This is a genomic window from Ramlibacter monticola (genome assembly GCF_016722785.1).
GTDB lineage: Bacteria > Pseudomonadota > Gammaproteobacteria > Burkholderiales > Burkholderiaceae_C > Ramlibacter > Ramlibacter monticola.
Genome location: NZ_JAEQNE010000001.1, coordinates 1,321,927 through 1,338,405, shown reverse-complemented (window position 1 = coordinate 1,338,405; position 16,479 = coordinate 1,321,927). Strand labels below are relative to the sequence as shown.

Annotated in this window: 14 protein-coding genes; 2 read left to right on the top strand and 12 right to left on the bottom strand. The window is 68.9% G+C overall.

Features of this window, described 5'->3' with window-relative positions; all coding sequences use genetic code 11:
* The first annotated feature begins 237 nt into the window (after positions 1–237).
* Positions 238–2,841 (top strand): Ig-like domain-containing protein, encoded by a 2,604-nt coding sequence (locus JJ685_RS06480; RefSeq protein WP_201673368.1) that lies wholly within the window; start codon positions 238–240, stop codon positions 2,839–2,841.
* 263 nt (positions 2,842–3,104) lie between these two features.
* Positions 3,105–3,512, top strand: a complete 408-nt coding sequence (locus JJ685_RS06475) for a hypothetical protein (protein ID WP_201673367.1) — start codon at positions 3,105–3,107, stop codon at positions 3,510–3,512.
* On the opposite strand, the gene JJ685_RS06470 is transcribed toward JJ685_RS06475, so the two are convergent.
* The 12 genes from JJ685_RS06470 to JJ685_RS06415 all read right to left on the bottom strand — a co-directional run bounded on the left by JJ685_RS06470 (position 3,496) and on the right by JJ685_RS06415 (position 16,411).
* On the bottom strand, positions 3,496–4,278 hold the full coding sequence (locus tag JJ685_RS06470) for a hypothetical protein (protein WP_201673366.1): 783 nt from the start codon (positions 4,276–4,278) through the stop codon (positions 3,496–3,498). The genes JJ685_RS06475 and JJ685_RS06470 overlap by 17 nt on opposite strands.
* Positions 4,265–4,654, bottom strand: coding sequence for a type II secretion system protein (locus JJ685_RS06465; protein ID WP_201673365.1), 390 nt, complete (start codon positions 4,652–4,654; stop codon positions 4,265–4,267). The genes JJ685_RS06470 and JJ685_RS06465 overlap by 14 nt, the downstream gene beginning before the upstream one ends.
* Before the next feature lies 1 nt (position 4,655).
* Positions 4,656–5,126 carry a type IV pilin protein gene (locus JJ685_RS06460; protein ID WP_201673364.1) on the bottom strand — a complete coding sequence of 157 codons (471 nt, stop codon included), beginning with the start codon at positions 5,124–5,126 and terminating at the stop codon, positions 4,656–4,658.
* Position 5,127: 1 nt separating this feature from the next.
* The gene (locus JJ685_RS06455; protein ID WP_201673363.1) at positions 5,128–7,602 is read right to left on the bottom strand and encodes a secretin and TonB N-terminal domain-containing protein; all 2,475 of its coding nucleotides are present in this window, start codon (positions 7,600–7,602) and stop codon (positions 5,128–5,130) included.
* Positions 7,602–8,201: a hypothetical protein gene (locus tag JJ685_RS06450; protein WP_201673362.1), complete on the bottom strand. Its 600-nt coding sequence runs from the start codon at positions 8,199–8,201 to the stop codon at positions 7,602–7,604. The genes JJ685_RS06455 and JJ685_RS06450 overlap by 1 nt, the downstream gene beginning before the upstream one ends.
* Before the next feature lies 1 nt (position 8,202).
* Positions 8,203–8,751: a hypothetical protein gene (locus JJ685_RS06445; protein ID WP_201673361.1), complete on the bottom strand. Its 549-nt coding sequence runs from the start codon at positions 8,749–8,751 to the stop codon at positions 8,203–8,205.
* Positions 8,738–9,262, bottom strand: a complete 525-nt coding sequence (locus JJ685_RS06440; RefSeq protein WP_201673360.1) for a hypothetical protein — start codon at positions 9,260–9,262, stop codon at positions 8,738–8,740. Before JJ685_RS06440 ends, JJ685_RS06445 begins: the two co-directional genes overlap by 14 nt.
* 1 nt (position 9,263) lies before the next feature.
* Positions 9,264–10,064 carry a hypothetical protein gene (locus tag JJ685_RS06435; RefSeq protein ID WP_201673359.1) on the bottom strand — a complete coding sequence of 267 codons (801 nt, stop codon included), beginning with the start codon at positions 10,062–10,064 and terminating at the stop codon, positions 9,264–9,266.
* Positions 10,045–11,619 (bottom strand): GspE/PulE family protein, encoded by a 1,575-nt coding sequence (locus JJ685_RS06430; RefSeq protein WP_201673358.1) that lies wholly within the window; start codon positions 11,617–11,619, stop codon positions 10,045–10,047. The genes JJ685_RS06435 and JJ685_RS06430 overlap by 20 nt, the downstream gene beginning before the upstream one ends.
* Before the next feature lie 133 nt (positions 11,620–11,752).
* On the bottom strand, positions 11,753–12,754 hold the full coding sequence (locus tag JJ685_RS06425; protein WP_201673357.1) for an SCO family protein: 1,002 nt from the start codon (positions 12,752–12,754) through the stop codon (positions 11,753–11,755).
* A 117-nt stretch (positions 12,755–12,871) separates the two neighbouring features.
* The gene (locus JJ685_RS06420) at positions 12,872–15,607 is read right to left on the bottom strand and encodes a multicopper oxidase domain-containing protein (protein WP_236598692.1); all 2,736 of its coding nucleotides are present in this window, start codon (positions 15,605–15,607) and stop codon (positions 12,872–12,874) included.
* Positions 15,608–16,021: 414 nt separating this feature from the next.
* The gene (locus JJ685_RS06415; protein ID WP_201673356.1) at positions 16,022–16,411 is read right to left on the bottom strand and encodes a response regulator; all 390 of its coding nucleotides are present in this window, start codon (positions 16,409–16,411) and stop codon (positions 16,022–16,024) included.
* Positions 16,412–16,479: the final 68 nt, after the last annotated feature.

Genomic DNA, 16,479 nt, shown 5'->3' with positions numbered 1-16,479 from the left:
GTCGCCGCGGGCGTGGGTGACGCAGACCGAAAGGCGGCCCCCACCGCCGATCGCGTGTGCCGTCCCTGCGGGTCGGCGGCGACAGTGAAGGAGCTGGAACGCGGGCAGCACTCTCGTCAGGGGGTGCTGCCCGCGGCCTTGAGGTGGGCCCGGATTGTGCAATTGGTACTACGTCGCTGGGGCAAAGGCCCACGGCGACTCCATAACCACACAACTCCTTTTAGAGGGGCACCCCACATGAAGCATCAACGCAACCTCATCGCCGCGGCAGTCCTGCTGTCGTTCGCGACCACCCCCGCCTGGGCCGTGCTGGAACGCATGGGCCCGGTCAACAACGCACCCTCGGTCGGCGGCTTTCCCGCCTGGTTCCAGGACAAGACCGGCATCGCGATGGAGTTCTGCGATCCGAGGACGGCGGCCGAAGTCGATGGCGGCTGGTGCCTGCTGCTGCCCGGCGACGTCGTCATCCCCGAGACCTTCCCCACCAACTTCTTCGACGAGCACTTCTACTGGGCGGCCGACAACGTCATGCTCGATGCGGGCAACGGCTTCCGCGCGAAGCTGGTCATCGCCCTCGAGGCGGCGTTCGCCAACGGCGCCCCGGCGCCCGGCGACCAGATGACGTTCGCTCGCCTGCGCGTCTTCATGCCCAGCCTGCCCTTCGACGGCGACTACCGCGTGATCACGCCGTACTCGGACGTGACCTACCTGGGCCAGAGGGCCGGCGACCGCATCTTCGACACGGTCGACATCGGCACGGCCTGCATCGCGACCTTCGAGTGCACGCTGAACGGCCCGGTGGGCCCCTTCCTGCTGCCGTCGCCGGCGGCCGGCGGCGCCGAAGTGCCGCCCATGCCCGACCTGCGGGCCGCCGCTCCCGGCACCGATCCGTTCTACGACCAGATGGTCGCGCTCGGCGCCGGCCCGACCGCCGATCCCGGCACCGGCAAGAAGTACATCGCCGATCCGGCGCGCGTCGGCACCGTCACCGGCAGCCCGCTGCCGGCCTTCACCGCACGCAACACCGACGGCACGACCGCCCTGCGCAACCACAACACCTTCCGCGTCGAAGTGGCCGCCCCGTCGCCCACCAATGATGGCGCCGTGTTCTACACGCTCGACGGCGAGAGCAACTTCACCCTCATGGGCCGCCTGATGACCGGCACGCTGGCCGGGCAGGTTTCGAAGGCGCGTGCCACCTACAAGGCCGACGCCGCCGGCACCGTGACCAACCTGGACGTGTTCGCGCAAGCCTCGTCGACCTCGCAGTCGCGCATCCCCGCCACGACGCAGGCGCCGGCGGTCAAGCCGAACCTGCAGTACTACGACGTGCCCTGCGCGGGCGCCCTGGTCACCGATCCGGTCACCGGCGTGGTCACCGTCAGCGACGGCCCGTACAGCGCGCCGGCCGGCGTGCCGCACAGCATGGCCTCCACCGACCCCGACTACTGGGGCCAGAGCCAGCCCGGCGGCCTGCCGCCCAGCCACGTCTGCATCGTCGACCAGAGCGCGACCAACGCCACCGGCCAGGTCGTCCCCGCCTACTACCTGCGCCCCGTGACCGACGACGTGCAGATCAGCGTCGCCAACTACGACGGCGCCGCCAACGGCACGCTGACCGTCAACGCGGCGTCCAGCGACCCGACCGCAGTGCTGACCCTGGCCGGCTACGGCCCGGGCGTCACTGCCGGCACGACTGTCGGCAGGGGTGCGGGCACCGGCCTCGAACTCGCCGGCGGCGCGGCCAGCGTCTCGGCCCTCGCGGCTCCGCCCTCGCAGGTGCAGGTGTCGTCCAACAAGGGCGGCTCGGTCCTGCGCACCACCAACACCGCCACCGGTGCGGCCGTGATCTTCGGCGTGCCCACCGCGGTGGCCGACACCCTCGGCATGTTCGAGGACTGCTCGCCGACTGCCGCCCTGGCCTGCGCCGCCGGCCAGAACGTGACGATCGACCTGCTGGCCAACGACGTGATCTCGCGCGGTGGCGTGCTGACCAGCATTCGCAGCGCGATCGCCAGCGGCGCGGTGGTGTCGGTCACGGCCTCGGCGCCCCGCCTCGGGACGGCGACGGTGACGGACGGCGTGCTGACCTACGTGCCGAACGCCAACGCGAGCGGCGTCGAGGCGATCAACTACACGGTCACGGTCGATGGCGCGGTGTCCAACCAGGCGACGGCGACGATCATCATCAACGCGGTGAACGACACGCCCGTGGCCGGCAACACCACCGTCGGCGCGGTGGTGGGCAAGCTGAACGTGATGAACCTGATCGGCAGCTCCACCGACCCGGACGGCAACGGCGACGTCAAGGACGCGGTGATCGTGACCTGGCCGGCGGGCATGGGCACCCAGCCCGTGCCGGTGAACGGCGTGATCAGCTACACCCCCACCACGACCGGACCCAAGACCTTCACCTACCGGGTGACGGACGTGGCCGGTGCGCAGTCCGCCAACCTCGCGACCGGCACGGTCAACGTGGCGGCCAACGAACTGATCACCTTCGGCAAGCACCAGTTCGTGCAGAACAAGAACCGCTGGACGATCGACGGCACCGACAACATCATCCAGGGCCAGACGATCACGGTGGTGTACGAGAACGGCACGCTGGTCGGCGCCGCGGCGCCCTGCAACGGCACCGCGACCAACCCGAACTGCGTGATCGGCACCGCCGTGCTCGATGGCCTGGGCAACTGGGCGATGGACAAGCTTGTCCCGGCGACCGGCGCGATCAACCCGAAGTCCGGCACCAGCGTCTGGAAGGTGGCGCCCACCTTCATCCGCGCGTTCTCGACGCTGCCCTCGCTGGGCGGCACGGCCGCGATCGACATCGTGTTCAAGTGATCTGAAAGATTCGCAAGGAGAGCGAAGTTGCCCGCCCGGAAGCGCCAATCCTGCATGCCCTCACCGGCATGGCGCTTCCGGGTCGGGCGTTTTTTTCGCCGGCGCATCGTGAGCGCCACCCGGATGTCCTGCGGCGACGCACTCACCGCGTTCGCACGCTGATCCCCCGGCGGGCCAGCGGCCCGCAGCCCTCCTGCCGGAGGCGATCGGGCGACCCGGACCCTCTTAATTCCACGTTAAGTTCCCTGACCCAAGCTCACGGCATGGAACACGGGCAGGAAGACGATCACCCCAAGGCATTGTTGCTGCGGCGACTGGAGCAGGAGGTCGCGCGCGTGCATCCGTTGCGCGCCGCGGACGTGGCGCTGCTGGTCGGCCGCCGGGCCCGCGACCTGGTCCGGGATTCGGAGCGCCCCGCCGAGACGCGGCATCTTCCGGCGGACCTGCGCCTGCAGTCGCACCTGCGCCAGGTCGTGGCCATCGTCAGCATGGCGTCGAGGCACTGCGACAGCCTGTCCGAGGCCCTGCACTGGTACCGCAACGCCAAGCTGGCCGGCGAAGGTGGGCGGACCCCCGAGGACCTGACGGCCCAGGGCAGGCAGTCGCAGGCGTGCCGCAGCCTCGCGCTGCAGGCAGCCAACGAGGACAGTTGCTTCAGCGCTTCGTGCTGATCACCGGGCCGGGTCGTACCGGCGCGGGCGCAGGCGCGGTCGTGCCGGGAGTTCCACCGGCGGTTCCACCCGCAGACCCACTCGGAGTCCCACCGGGAGTCCCACCCGCAGTCTCAGCGGCGGTTCCACCTGCGGTCGCGTCAGCGGCCGTGGCCGGCGCGGCGGTGCCCGGAGCGGCGGTGCCGGGAAAGGCGGTGCCTGGGAAGGCGGTGCCCGCAGCGGCGGGACTGGTGGCGCCACCCGCGGTGGCTCCCGCAGCACCCGCTGCACCCGCGGCCGTCGGGCGGGACGGCGAGCCCGGCAGGTTGTCCGCGATGAACAGCCAGTCGGAGTAGCGGGTCGTTCCCTTGAAGTCGCGGAACTTCACGGGGAAGTTGTCCTGCTTCAGCGGCGTGTTGTCGGAGTGGCTGCGCACGCCGCCGATGCGTCCATCCTGCGACAGCACGACGTCGAAGCGTTCGCGCGTGATCGGGTCCGCGTACAGCTGGCGCAGGTGGCGGCGCGGCACGGGGAAGCGGCGGTCCTCCACCAGGTCCTCGAGCTGCGAGGGGAACTGGCGCACGCCCGGCGACTGGTTGTAGTAGGCCTTGATGGCGCGCGCGTACTGGTTGCCCGTCCACAGCAGCTCGCGCTCCCGGGCGCGCCGGCTGGCAAGGGTCCAGGTCTCGCCGGTGCCCGCGAGGCCGAGCCCCAGCAACACCAGCAGGAACAGGACGCCGAAGTAGGTGAAGCCGCCCTGCCGACGCGGGGCCTTACCAGCTCGCATAGGGAGTGCCGTCCTTGGCGTTGCCCGGCGCGCCGCTGTGCACGTCGCGCACGCCGCTGGCCTGGCCCGCCTCGCCGCCCATCTCCAGCACCCACTGGTCGGGCATGCCTGTGATCGGGTCCGACGGGATGCTGCGCAGGTACTTCGCGGTCACCAGTTCCTGCAGGTTCTCCGGGTACTTGCCCAGGTCGCCCTTGTAGTGGTCGATCGCCGTGCGCATCACGGAGAGGCTCTGCCGCAGCGAGGTTTCCTTGGCGTTGTCCAGGCTCGCGAAATAGCTCGGCACCGCGATGGTGAGGAGGGTGCCGACGATCGCGAGCACGATCAGCAGCTCGATGAGCGTGAAGCCCCTGGTGCGTGCGGTGCGGGTGACCATGTCACCACTCCTTGTAGTAGCTGCCGTCCAGGGCCTTGCCGTCGGACAGCGAGCGGACGTCGAAGACGTCCTTGCCGTCGCGCGGGGCGTCGGGCGGCGTGTCGGAGGCGCGCAGGCCCCAGGTCTGCGTCGCGGGGAGGCTGCCGTCGGCGAACGGGTCGCGCGGGACGCGGCGCAGGAAATAGATCTTGCCGCCAGTCGGGCTGGCCTTGTCCACCACGCCGTTGGCCAGCATGTCCAGGTTCGCGGGGTAGCCCGTGTCGCTGGCGGCCTTGGCGATGCGGCCGGAGTCGGCGGCGTCCTTGTAGGCGTCGATGGCGTCGCGGATCTGCATCAGGGCTGCCTTCAGGTCCTGTTCCTTGCCCCGGCGCACCACGGTCTCCGCCACCGGCGCGGCCAGGGCCGCGAGCAGGCCGATGAGGGCCACGGTGATCACCAGTTCGATCAGCGTGAAACCGCGGGCGCGTCGCATCTCAGGGCTGCTCCACGGAGAGATCGACGGAGGTTGCGGCGGGCGACGGGACGATGCGGTTGTTGGGGCCGATCGCGGAGAAGCCCGTCACGCGAAGCGGCGCCGACGGCGTCGCCGCGATGCCCTGCAGGCGCACCTGCACGAGCGTGCCTTCGCCGCTGGAGCCCTCGCCGCCGGCCGGCCGCGACACCCCGACGAACACCATGCCTGCCGTTTCGTCCTTGCGCGCCGAGAAGGTGGTCTGGGCGCCGTCGGTCTTCAGCACCTCGCCCTCCGTCACGTCCACCAGCCTCACGAACTTCGGGTCGTAGGCGATCTGGAAGGCGGTGCTGACCAGGGGCTGGCCCGCCTTCAGGTGCAGGGTGAGCGTGGTTTCCTCGCCGACCTTGATGCTGCTTTCGCCCTCGATGGCCAGCGTCACGGGGCCCGAGGCCGGCGCGCTGCTCTGGGGGGCCGACGGAGCGGCCGGCGTGCCGGGGGCGGCGGGAGCCGCGCCGGGCGCACCCGGTGCCGTCACGGGCGCGGCCGGGGTGGCCGTGCGGCCGCGGGTCGGGCCGCGCGAGCCCGTGCCCAGCGGCGTCGCGCCGGCCGGCGTGCCGGTGGCGGGAGCAGAGCCGGTGGCGCCGCCACTCGCTCCCGGAGGCGCCGTCAGCATGACGGCATCGGGCGCGCCGGCGGCGCCGGGCAGCGTCTCGCTGCCCTGCAGCGCCAGCGACAGCGGCCGCGAGCGCAGGCTGCCCTCGGTGCCGGAGGCGTACTCCAGCTGGTAGGGCGGCAGGTAGGGCGTGTTGCGCACGATGCGCGGCGTGATCGACAGCACCAGCTCGCGCTTGGCCCAGGTGTCCTTCTTCGAGCCGAACAGGCGGCCGGCCACGGGGATGTCGCTCAGGCCGGGGATGCCGTCGCCGCTGCCGCCGTGGTCGCTGCGGATCAGGCCGGCCAGGATCTGCGTCTCGCCGTTCTTCAGGCGCAGCGAGGTCGAGGCGTTGCTGGTCTTCACGCGCACGAGCGTTGTGCCGTTGTTGGTGGAGCCGGCGTCCTGCGAGTCGCTCACTTCCAGCACCAGCTTGATCGCGACCTCGTCGCTCTGGTAGATGGTGGGCTCGACCTCCAGCTTGATACCGGTGTCCAGGTACTGCACCGTCTCGGTCGTCACCGGACCCTGCGTGGACGGCACCGAGGTGGCGTTGACGATCGGGATGCGGTCGCCGATGTGGATCTTGGCCTTGTCCTTGTTGCGCACGCGGATGCGCGGAGAGGCCAGCGTGTTCACGTCGGTGGTGGTCGTCTGGGCGGTGGCGCTGACGGTGCGGTCGAGGCCGATCTGTCCGCGCGGGATGTTCCGGTGCAGGTCGCTCAGGAGCGATGCGGGGTTGCCGTCGACGTTCAGCACGCTGAAGGTCGAGGGCCAGGTGATTCCCAGATCGAGCAGGCGGTCGCGCGAGACGTCGAGCAGTTCGACTTCCAGCACCACCTCGCCCTCGGCCTGGTCCTGCGCCTGCAGCAGCTTCTCGGCCAGCCGCACGGCGTCCGGCGAGTCGCGCATCGTCAGCGAGTTCAGCTTCTCGTCGATGAACAGGTCCTTGGTCTTCAACATGGTCTTGATCAGGGTCTGCGCCTGCTTGACGTCCATGTTGGTGATGAAGAAGGTGCGGATCACCCAGTCCTGGTACTCGCGCAGCTTGGCCGGCGAGTTGGGATAGACCAGGACCGTGTTGTCGTTGATGACCTTCTTTTCCAGCTGGTTCTGCGCCAGCAGCAGGTCCAACGCGTCCTCCACCGCCACCTGGCGCACGAAGATCGTGGCCTTGACGTCGGTCTTCACGTCCTTGTCCAGGATGAAGTTGATGCCCGTCGTGCGCGACAGGGCGTCGAGGATCATGCGGATGTTGGCGTCGCGGAATTCCAGCGTGACGGGCCGGGTGAACTTCGTGCGCAGGCGCGGGTAGGTGCTGGTGGTGCGCGCGTGCTCCAGCTCGATCTCGCGGCGCAGCGCCAGCGCGTCCGGCGCGGCCGGGTCCAGCGCCAGGATCTGCGCCAGGTGCTTCTCGGCCAGTTCCACGTCGCCGCGGCGGAAGGCCGCGCGGGCCTGCTTGATCATGTCGTCGAGATTGCGCCGCTGCTCCAGGGTGCGCATCGCGTCGATCGCGCGCGTGTTGCGGGGGCTCAGGTTCAGCACGCGCTGGTACGCCTGCAGCGCGCCGTCGTAGTCGCCGGCGATGCGCAGGCGGTCGGCACGCGACAGCAGCATCGCGATCACGCGTTCCTGCTCCAGCACCAGGGTGGAGCGGTACTGCGGCTCATTCGGCGAGTTCGTGGCCGCCTCGCTCAGCCGCGCCAGCCCTTCCTCGTAGCGCCCGGCGTCGATCAGTGCCTGGCCTTCCTTCTGTGCCTGCTGGGACGCGCAACCTGCGAGAGCGATGGAGAGAGCGATGGGTGTCAAAAGCCAGCGGCGTGCGTACTCCGTGCGAAACATCAAGACTTTCCGATCGTTATGGTTTGTTGAACGTTCATCGGCAGGTAGGTGAACAACACCGTGGTCGCTTCGATGCGGTCGACGCGGTACTGGCCGTCGATCACATCGCCTGCGGCGACCGCGTACAGGCGTTCCCCGCGCTGCAGGAACACCTTGGGCTTCCCGTCGTCGATCCGTCCCAGGAAGGAGAATGGAACGGGCGGTGCGGCGGGAGGCGGAGGAGGAGGAGGCGGCGGCGGCGGGGGAGCCGGCGGCGGCGGCGGCGGGGGCGGCGGCGGCGGAGGCTGCCACGAATTCGCCGCGAACGGCCCGGCCGGCGCCGCGGAAGCGGCCGCTTCCGGCGGGGTCGCGGTGTCGGGCGTGGCCGCCGCGGAGGCCGCGGCGGTGGCTGCCACGGCCCGCAGGCTCGCCAGCGGCGCCGAGGCGCCTTCGACGCCCGCCATCGCGACGGTGGCCGAGGCGGCACGCTTGGCCCCTGCGGCCCGCGAGACGCTGGCCACCGGCTCGGGCGCCGGGGCGGGCTGGAGGTAGTCGTACGCGGCGAGCGCGCCGGCGCCGCCGAGGAAGGTGGTCCAGAAGATCAGGCGCTTGCGGTCCATTTCAGCGCCTCGTGAGGAAGAGGGACAGTTGCACGCGGGCTTCCACCTGCGTCTCGCCGATGTTCTGGCGCTGCAGGGTCACGTCGTCGAGCGCGAGGCCCGGCACGGTCTTGAGCGACTCGGTGATGAAGCGGCGGACCTGCTCGTAGTTGCCCTTCAGGGGCAGCGTGATTTTGTAGCGGACCAGTCCGGCGGTCTGCAGCTCGGCGCCGCTGTACTCGCCGTGCATCAGCGAGAGCTTCTCGGCGTTCGCGGCGGCGTAGATCCGCTCGACGGACTGGGTGACTTCGGCGACCGCCGGCAGCGTCGCGTAGAAGCGCTCGCGGCGCTGGGCGGGCGTCAGCGGGGCGGCTTCGGTGCCGCTGCGCACGGCCTCGGCCTTGCGCTCCGCGCGCTGCACCTTCAGCTCGCTGGCCTGCAGCTGCTCGCGCAGCGGCAGCAGCATGCCGGCGCCCCAGGCGAGGCCGCCGGCGAGCATCAGGGCGCCGATGGCCCCCGGCCAGCGCAGCGCCAGCAGCTTCTCGGCGAGGATCAGCTTAGGGATTTGCATTCTGCACTCCCCACTGGGCCAGGATGTGGAAACGCACGGGCGTGAAGGGCATGTCCTTCATCACGGTGTGATCGGACAGCACCACGTGCGCGAGCCCCGGGCTCTGCTGCAGCTGGCGCTGGTAGGCCAGCATGGCGTCGAGGTTGCGCGCCTCGGCGTGGATCTTCACCTGGCGGCGCTGCGCGTCGGGCGTGACGGACAGCAGCGCCACGTCCTTCGAGCGGGCCGACTCGAGCGCCCCGAACAGCGTGTCCCAGGGCAGGCGGGACTTGTCCAGGAACTCGCGCGCGGCCTTCACCGGCGCTTCGTCGGGCTCGTTGCCGGTCAGCGCCGAGGCGCCGCCGGGGGCCTGCACCTTCGCCAGCCGGGCGGCCTGCGCGGCGCGCTGTCCATCGAGCTCGTGTTGCAACTGGCCGAGGCCGGCGAGACCTGCGGCGCCGGCGAGGAGAAGCAGCCAACCGGTCGCGCTGGGCGCCGGCTTGCGCTGGAAATCGAACTGCAGGGAGCGCATTTCAGTTCACCGACATGGCCATGGCAAGAAAGGGATCGTCGGCGCCGTGCGGCAAACCGAGCGTGCGCGGGGTCACGCCCTGGCAGGGCGGTACCTTGAGCGTGTCGAGGCCCGGCGCATGCACGAACACGGGCGGCATGCCCTCGTCGGCCAGGCCGGCGAGCTGCGCCTCGCGCTCGATCAGGTGGGCGAGCTCGTGCGGCAGCGCCGTCGTGGCGGTGTTGCGCAGGCTGCGCCAGCGCCCGCCGGTGGCGACCAGCACGCAGCTGCGCGACGGCTCCGCCAGCACGAACATGAAGTCGCGCGCGCCGACGGTGCGGCGCATCCGGTCGAAGGCCGCGGACAGGTAGGGCTGCACCGAGACCAGCTTCAGCCTCGAGGCGGCCACCGCGCTGCGCAGGCCATGCAGCAGCGTCGAATCGATGCCGGCCGCGATGCGGGCGCTGCCCGCGCGCTCGCGCCCGATCAGGATCTCCCGGCCGCCGGCGTCGTTGCCGAAGGTCTCGTCGAACAGGAGGCCAGCGTAGGCGGCGAGCTCGGACGGCCGGCTCACCTCGGCGCGCCAGGGCAGCAGCACGTACTGGACGAAATGGTTCGACAGCACGATGGTGATGTCGCCCCTGCCGATCTCGGGCCGTGCCAGCAACTCGGACAGCGCCAGCAATGCGGCCTTGGCCGTGGGCTGCTGGCAGGGCACCTGCGCATGCAGCTCCGGCGGCCGGCGCCAGCCGGCGCGCCGCGCCAGCACCACGCGGTCGGGCCCCACCACGGCGGTGAAGCGCTCACGCAACAAACGTGACACGATTGATCTCCTGCAGGGTCGTTCGGCCCGCCGCCACCAGTGCCACCGCGGACTCGCGCAGGAAGCGCAGGCCACGCTTCTTGGCGGCCTCCTTCACGCGGGCGATCGGCTGGCGGTCGATGATCAGCTGGCGCAATTCGTCGTCGAACAGCAGGATCTCGGCGATGGCGGTTCGGCCGCGATATCCGGAGCCGCGGCAACGGCCGCAGCCCTTGCCCACGACGAAGTGGTAGTCCTTGACGGCTTCGGGATCGAGCCCCGACTCCACGAGTTCGGCGATGCCGGGCTTGTGGGGCGCGGCGCAGCTCGAACACACCTGGCGCAGCAGGCGCTGCGCGAAGATGCCGTTCAGGGCCGACACCACGCTGTACGTGTCCACGTTCATCTGGTTCAGGCGCCCGATGACGTCGAACACGTTGTTGGCGTGGATGGTGGTGAACACCAGGTGGCCGGTCAGCGCGGACTGCACCGCGATCTGCGCGGTCTCGGCGTCGCGGATCTCGCCCACCATGATCTTGTCCGGGTCGTGGCGCAGGATCGAACGCAGGCCGCGGGCGAAGGTCAGGCCCTTCTTCTCGTTGACCGGGATCTGCAGCACGCCGGGCAGCTGGTATTCGACCGGGTCCTCGATGGTGACGATCTTGTCCTGCCCGTTGTTGATCTCGGAGATCATGGCGTACAGGGTGGTCGTCTTGCCGGAACCGGTGGGGCCGGTCACCAGCACCATGCCGTAGGGCTCCTTGGCCAGCCGGCGCATCACGCGGATGTCGTCGTCCTCGAAGCCCAGCGAGCTGAGTCGCACGCCCTGGGCGCTGTCCGCCAGGTCCTTCTTGTCCAGGATCCGCAGCACGGCGTCCTCGCCGAACACGCTGGGCATGATCGAGACGCGGAAGTCGACCGGGCGGCCCTGGATGCCGACCTTGAAGCGGCCGTCCTGCGGGACGCGGCGCTCGGCGATGTCCAGTTCGGCCATCACCTTGATGCGCGAGATCACCTGTTCGGCCATCTCGACGCCCTGGGCGCGGCTGATGTGGACCAGGACGCCGTCGACGCGGTACTTGATCGCCAGCCCGCTGTCGGTGCTTTCCAGGTGGATGTCGCTTGCGTGGGCCTTCAGGGCGTCGTACAGCGTGGAGTTCACCAGCTTCACGACGACGCTGGAGTCCTCGTCGATGCGGACCAGCGACAGGTTCTCGACGTGCTCGCCGGCGACGCCTTCGCCATGTTGCGCGGTGGCGACACTGTCGACCGCCCGGAACTCCTCCTCGTGCCGCGCCAGCAGGGCGGCGAGGTCGGCCGGGTGGGCCAGGTAGAGGGGCGCCCCGCCCAGGCGGGCGTCGAACCAGGCCACGAGGGCGTTGTCGAAGGGGTCGGCGAACACGCCGACCGTCTCCCCCGTTGCCAGCCGGACGACCGTGCATTCGCGTTGCAGCGCCTTGGTCAGCGGGATGGTGCTGAAGTCGGGCGTGCTCGCGAACAGCAGGGAGCTCGGGAGCCAGGGGTAGTGCAGGGTGGTGGCCACCGCCTGGAGGAAGGCGGCGGGGTCGAGCCCCATCACCTCCTCGAGTTCGGCGATGACCCGGCGCCCGGAGGAGGCGGCACGCTCGCGCGCGGCCTTCAGAAGGCCCGGCGCGACGCCGCCCGTCTCCGGCAGCGCGTGGAGCAGGGGGGTACCGATTTTCTCCTCCTCACTTTTTCGCAGAATTCGCAGCCTGGAAGGCCGCGCTGCCCTTCTCGAGGAAAGACAGGACCGATTCGATTTCGCCGTCCGTCAACTTCAGGTTCGGCATCGCGATTTTGTTGTACTTCTCATACAGGGCCGTGGCAATCGGGTCCTTCTCCGACAGCATCGCGTCCGGCTCCTTCAGCCAGCGTACCAGCCAGCCACGCTGGCGCGTGCGGGTCACGTGGGTCAGGTCCGGGCCGATGGCGCGGGCCGATTCGTTCGGCTGGCCCACCGTGTGGCAGCCCACGCAACGCGTACGGAACATCTCCTCGCCCTTGGAAAGTTCGGGCAGCCGCACCGGCGCATTCGCGTACGACGGGTTCTGCTGCGCCGGCTTCACTTTCCAGTTGCTCAGCCAGCTACCGAGCTGGGTGGCGAGCACTTCGGCATTTTCCATGGGGGAAGCCTTCTGCCAACGTCCGGTGGCCTGGTTTCCGATGATGACCGCCAGATCGTGGTCAATTTCACCGAGCTTGGCCTTCTCCTTGTCGACCGGGGGCATGTAAAGGCCAAGCCGGTTGCGCAGCAGGTCGATGTCCTTCTGCTTGCCGGTGAGGAAGGTCCAGCCGGGGCCGACGTTGAATTTCGCTGCATAGGCCTTGAGCGCTTCGGGCGTGTCGTTGTCCGGGTCGATCGAGATCGAATAGAAAAAGACGTCCTTTCCCATGCGCTCGGGGCCGATCAGGTCCTGCACCTGGCGCAGGCGGGCGGTTTCCATTCCGCAAGCCGCCGAGCAGCCAGTAAAGATGAAGTTGATGGCGACGACCTTGCCCTTGATCAAGTCGTCGAAGAAACGCACCTGCTTTCCGTCCTGGGTGACGAGCGGCACGTTCGGGAAGTAGTTGCCGCCCCAGGGGTTCTGGGAGCTGTTGGCAGCCCGGGAGGGGACGTTCCACCAGATGCCGGTGATCACCAGCAGGAAGAGGACCGTGCGGAGGAGATCGCGAAGGGTGACGGGGATCATGGTTATTTCCTCTCTCTTTATTGACCGGGAGACTGCATGCAAGAACCGCGCTAGCTCGAAGGGCGGGTGGTGCGCCGGTGCCGCATCCACCCGCCCGCCTACTTACTCACTCACTGCTCATTGGCCACCGAAGGTGCCGGAGCCCGTGCGGAAGGTGGGGATGCCCACCGACGGCGCGTACTCCACCCCATCCCACGTCGGCAGCGGCGTGGGCATCACCACGAACTGGCCGGGGCGCTCGATGTCCCACCGGACCAGCATGGCGTTGTCCTCGTGCTGCGTGTTGTGGCAGTGCTCCACGTAGGTCCCGGCGAACTCGCGGAAGTGCAGGGCCACGTCCAGGACGCCGCTGCTCTCGGGGCCGCCGCCCACGCGGTAGACGTCCTTGCGAGACCACTTCTCCCACTCCGGCGGCGGGGCGCCATCACGCGAAAGGATGATCCCTTCCTCGAAGTGGATGTGCACCGGGTGATCCCAGCCACCGCCGGACTTGATGCGCCAGACTTCCAGCGTGCCGTCGCCCGAGAAGCCGGCGTCGGTCGGGCCGTTCGCCAGTTCCGGGGCACCGCTGATACGCCGCGGGTTGGCGTGGTAGGAGATGCCGCCGTCGGCCTTGACCGTCCACGGGTTGACGTCCGTGCCGCTGGAGCGGCCGAACTCGAACACGCGGAAGCGGGCGTTCGCGAGCTTCGCCTGGTCGGCGGGGTTGCTGCGATCCAGCCAGAGCGGGATCATCTTCTTGCCGGCGGCCTTGCCGGGCTTGGCGGGCTCGTACTCGGCCGGGTTCATGCTCAGGTCGGTGCCGCTGTACGCCTGCACCGTCAGCTGCAGCGCCTTGCCGACGGTCGGGTCACCCTTGTCCCACTGCGTGCCGTTCTTCAGGACCGCCTTGTAGGTCTCGCTCAGGATGTCGGCCAGCGGGACCTTGCGCTTGGCGATGATGCCCGTCTGGTGCTCCATCGTGTTGACCAGGAACAGCTTGGTGCCCGGGGCGAACTTGGAGAAGTCCACGACGATGTCGTAGCGCTCCGCGATGGCCTGGGTGGGCAGCTGGCCCTTGTGCTCCGCCTTGTTGCCGTTGCCGTCCAGGTCCATGGACCCGTCGAACGGAACTGCGTGCTCCAGGACGTTGCCGTCGTTGGAGATCAGGTGGAACGGCACGCGGTTGTACGAGACGCCGGAACCCGCCGGACCCTTCATCTCGCCGCTGGAGCCCTTGACCTCGGCGACCAGGGCCAGCGCCAGGTAGCGCGACACGGAGCCGTTCAGGATGCGGAAACGGTACTTGCGCGCCCGCACGTCCAGCACCGGCTTGTACTGCCAGTTGGTCAGCAGCTGGTCGCCGATGAAGCCGTCCTTGTTGAAGGGGTTGAACCAGAGCTGGCCGGTCTTGTCCCAGGCCTTGTCGCCGATCACCAGGTTCACGTCGTAGTCGCGGTTGCCCCAGGGCAGCGCGGAGCCGGACGGGAAGCGCAGGTTGACGCCGTCGTTGAACGCCTCGTTGCCGCGGTCCAGGCCCGAGTAGTAGTTCATCATCACGGCATTGCCCTTGTAGACGTTCTGCGCCGTGAAATCGATCATGTGGTCGTGGAACCAGTGGGTGCCCACCGTCTCGCGCCAGTCGCCGCGGATGTTGATCTTGCCGTTGACGCAGTTCTTCAGGCCCGGATTGGCATCGTTCACCCACAGCTGCTCGCCGTCGGCGCAGGGGAAGGAAGCGCGCGGGTCGGTGGCGGACGTGTTGATCGAGTCGTAGCCGGCGAGCTGCAGGGGCCAGCGGTAGTCGTAGAACTGGCCGGGGAAGAAGAAGGCGTTGGCGAAGCCGTCGCTCTCGGCCGGCGAGTGGCCGTTGTGCTCGTGCGTCGAGATCGTGTGCAGACCGAAGCCGCGGTTGGCGGAGGGATCGATCGGCAGCGCGTTGTAGTGGCGCATCAGCATCGGCTGGCCGTGACGGGCCATCAACAGCTTCGGGGGCAGCGTGCCGTCGAAGGTCCAGATCGAGTGCTTTTCCTGCACCGGCATGTTCGGGTGGATCTTGATCTGGATCCCCTTGGTCGTGCCGTCCAGGCCGGGCAGGCCCGCGGTGTTGTGGTACAGGCCGCCGGGCCCGAACTCGCCCACCTGGTACTTGTGCATCTGGAGGCTGTCGCGGATGCCGCCGTTGGGACGCGAGGGAGCCTGCACGGTCTTGAAGAAGACCTGCGGGTAGAACTCGTTCCAGCGCTGGTGCGCCCAGCCCTCACCCTGCGGACGGCCTTCGCCCGGGGGGTTGGTCAGGAAGCGGCCCAGGTACTGCTCGATCTCCGACTTCCAGGGGTTGCCGATGGAGGTGTTGGCCTCGCGGGTCGGGAACGGGGAGATGCCGGCCTGCTTCAGGAAGGCGTCCATTTCGGCCGTGTCCGGCGCGCTGCGCGCGACTTCGGAATCCTGGAACGGCGCGGCGCCGGCCTTGGGCAGGGGGAAGGGCAGCGTGCCCGCCTGCACGGTGGGGTCCAGCTTCTCGGGACCGAACTCTTCGAACATCAGCATCTTCTGCGTGAAGGGAAGGGCGCCGAAGAGGGGGCTGGGATAGCCGTTGGTGGGGTAGTTGAACGAGCTCAGCTCGTCGCGCTGGATGAAGTTCTCCGCGGACAGTTCCTGCTTGTGCATGTAACCGCCGGGGATTTCCATCGCGCCTTCGTTCGGCTCCGGCTGGTCCAGCAGCTGCTGCAGGGCCTGGGTCGGATCGGCGGGTTGCTCCGTGCCCGCGGACGGATCCGTGGCCGGCGGGTTGCCGAAGTAATCCAGGCCGGCGGCCATGCCGGTGTTGAGGCTGAACGTGCTGATGGCGGCCACGCACACGGCCGTCAGCATGAACAACGGTTTGCTGGCGGCTTTCTTCCTCCGCCCCTTTTCGATGCTCGAATTCATAGTGTTAGCGCTCCTGAAGGTGTTTTTTTCGCGTTGCGTTTTGCAACGCGTCCTGGTCTCCTGCAACAAAGGCGTCGCATCAACCATGCCAACGCTGATACATCGAGAAACAGGTTCGTACACACTCGCGAAAATCCTCCCGAATCGGCCTGTCGGAGGAGCCCGAAGGTGCCGCACCTGTGGGTCATGGCCCGGGGGTGGGGAAAAACCCCCGGAATCCGCCATCCGACTACGGTCGAGCAGCCTCGAGGGCCTGTGCCGGCATGGGAAATGCCGGAATCGCGGCAGTGCCGCGTTGGGGAACCTGGGGGGAAAGGTTGGGGAAAGCGGGGGGAAACCCCCGGGGACGCCCCGGGCTCAGGCCGGGTGCGTGCCGCAGTTGCAGCGGCCGGCTTCCTGCTGCAGCCACTGCTCCATCTCGGCCAGCGCGAACGGCTTGTACAGCACGTGGTTGATCTGGTGCTGGCGCGCCTGCGTCACCACGATCTCGCCGGTGTGGGCGGTCATGAGGATGCAGCCGCAGCACTGGTGGCGGGCGCGGATCGCGCCCAGGGTCTGGAAGCCGTCCATCCCGGGCAGCTCGTAGTCCATCAGCAGCAGGCAGGGGCGAATCCGCTCGAATGCTTCCAGGGCGCCCTCACCGCTGCGGGCGAGCTGCGCCTGCCAGCCGTGGCGGCGCAGGTATTCCTGCAGGTTGTTCCCCAGCAGGTGCTCGTCTTCCACGATGAGAACCGATCCCCGAGACACGGTAATTCCTTGCTTTTGCCGACGCGACAGTGCAGTGGTACCAGCACGTGCCATGCCATATTTACAAA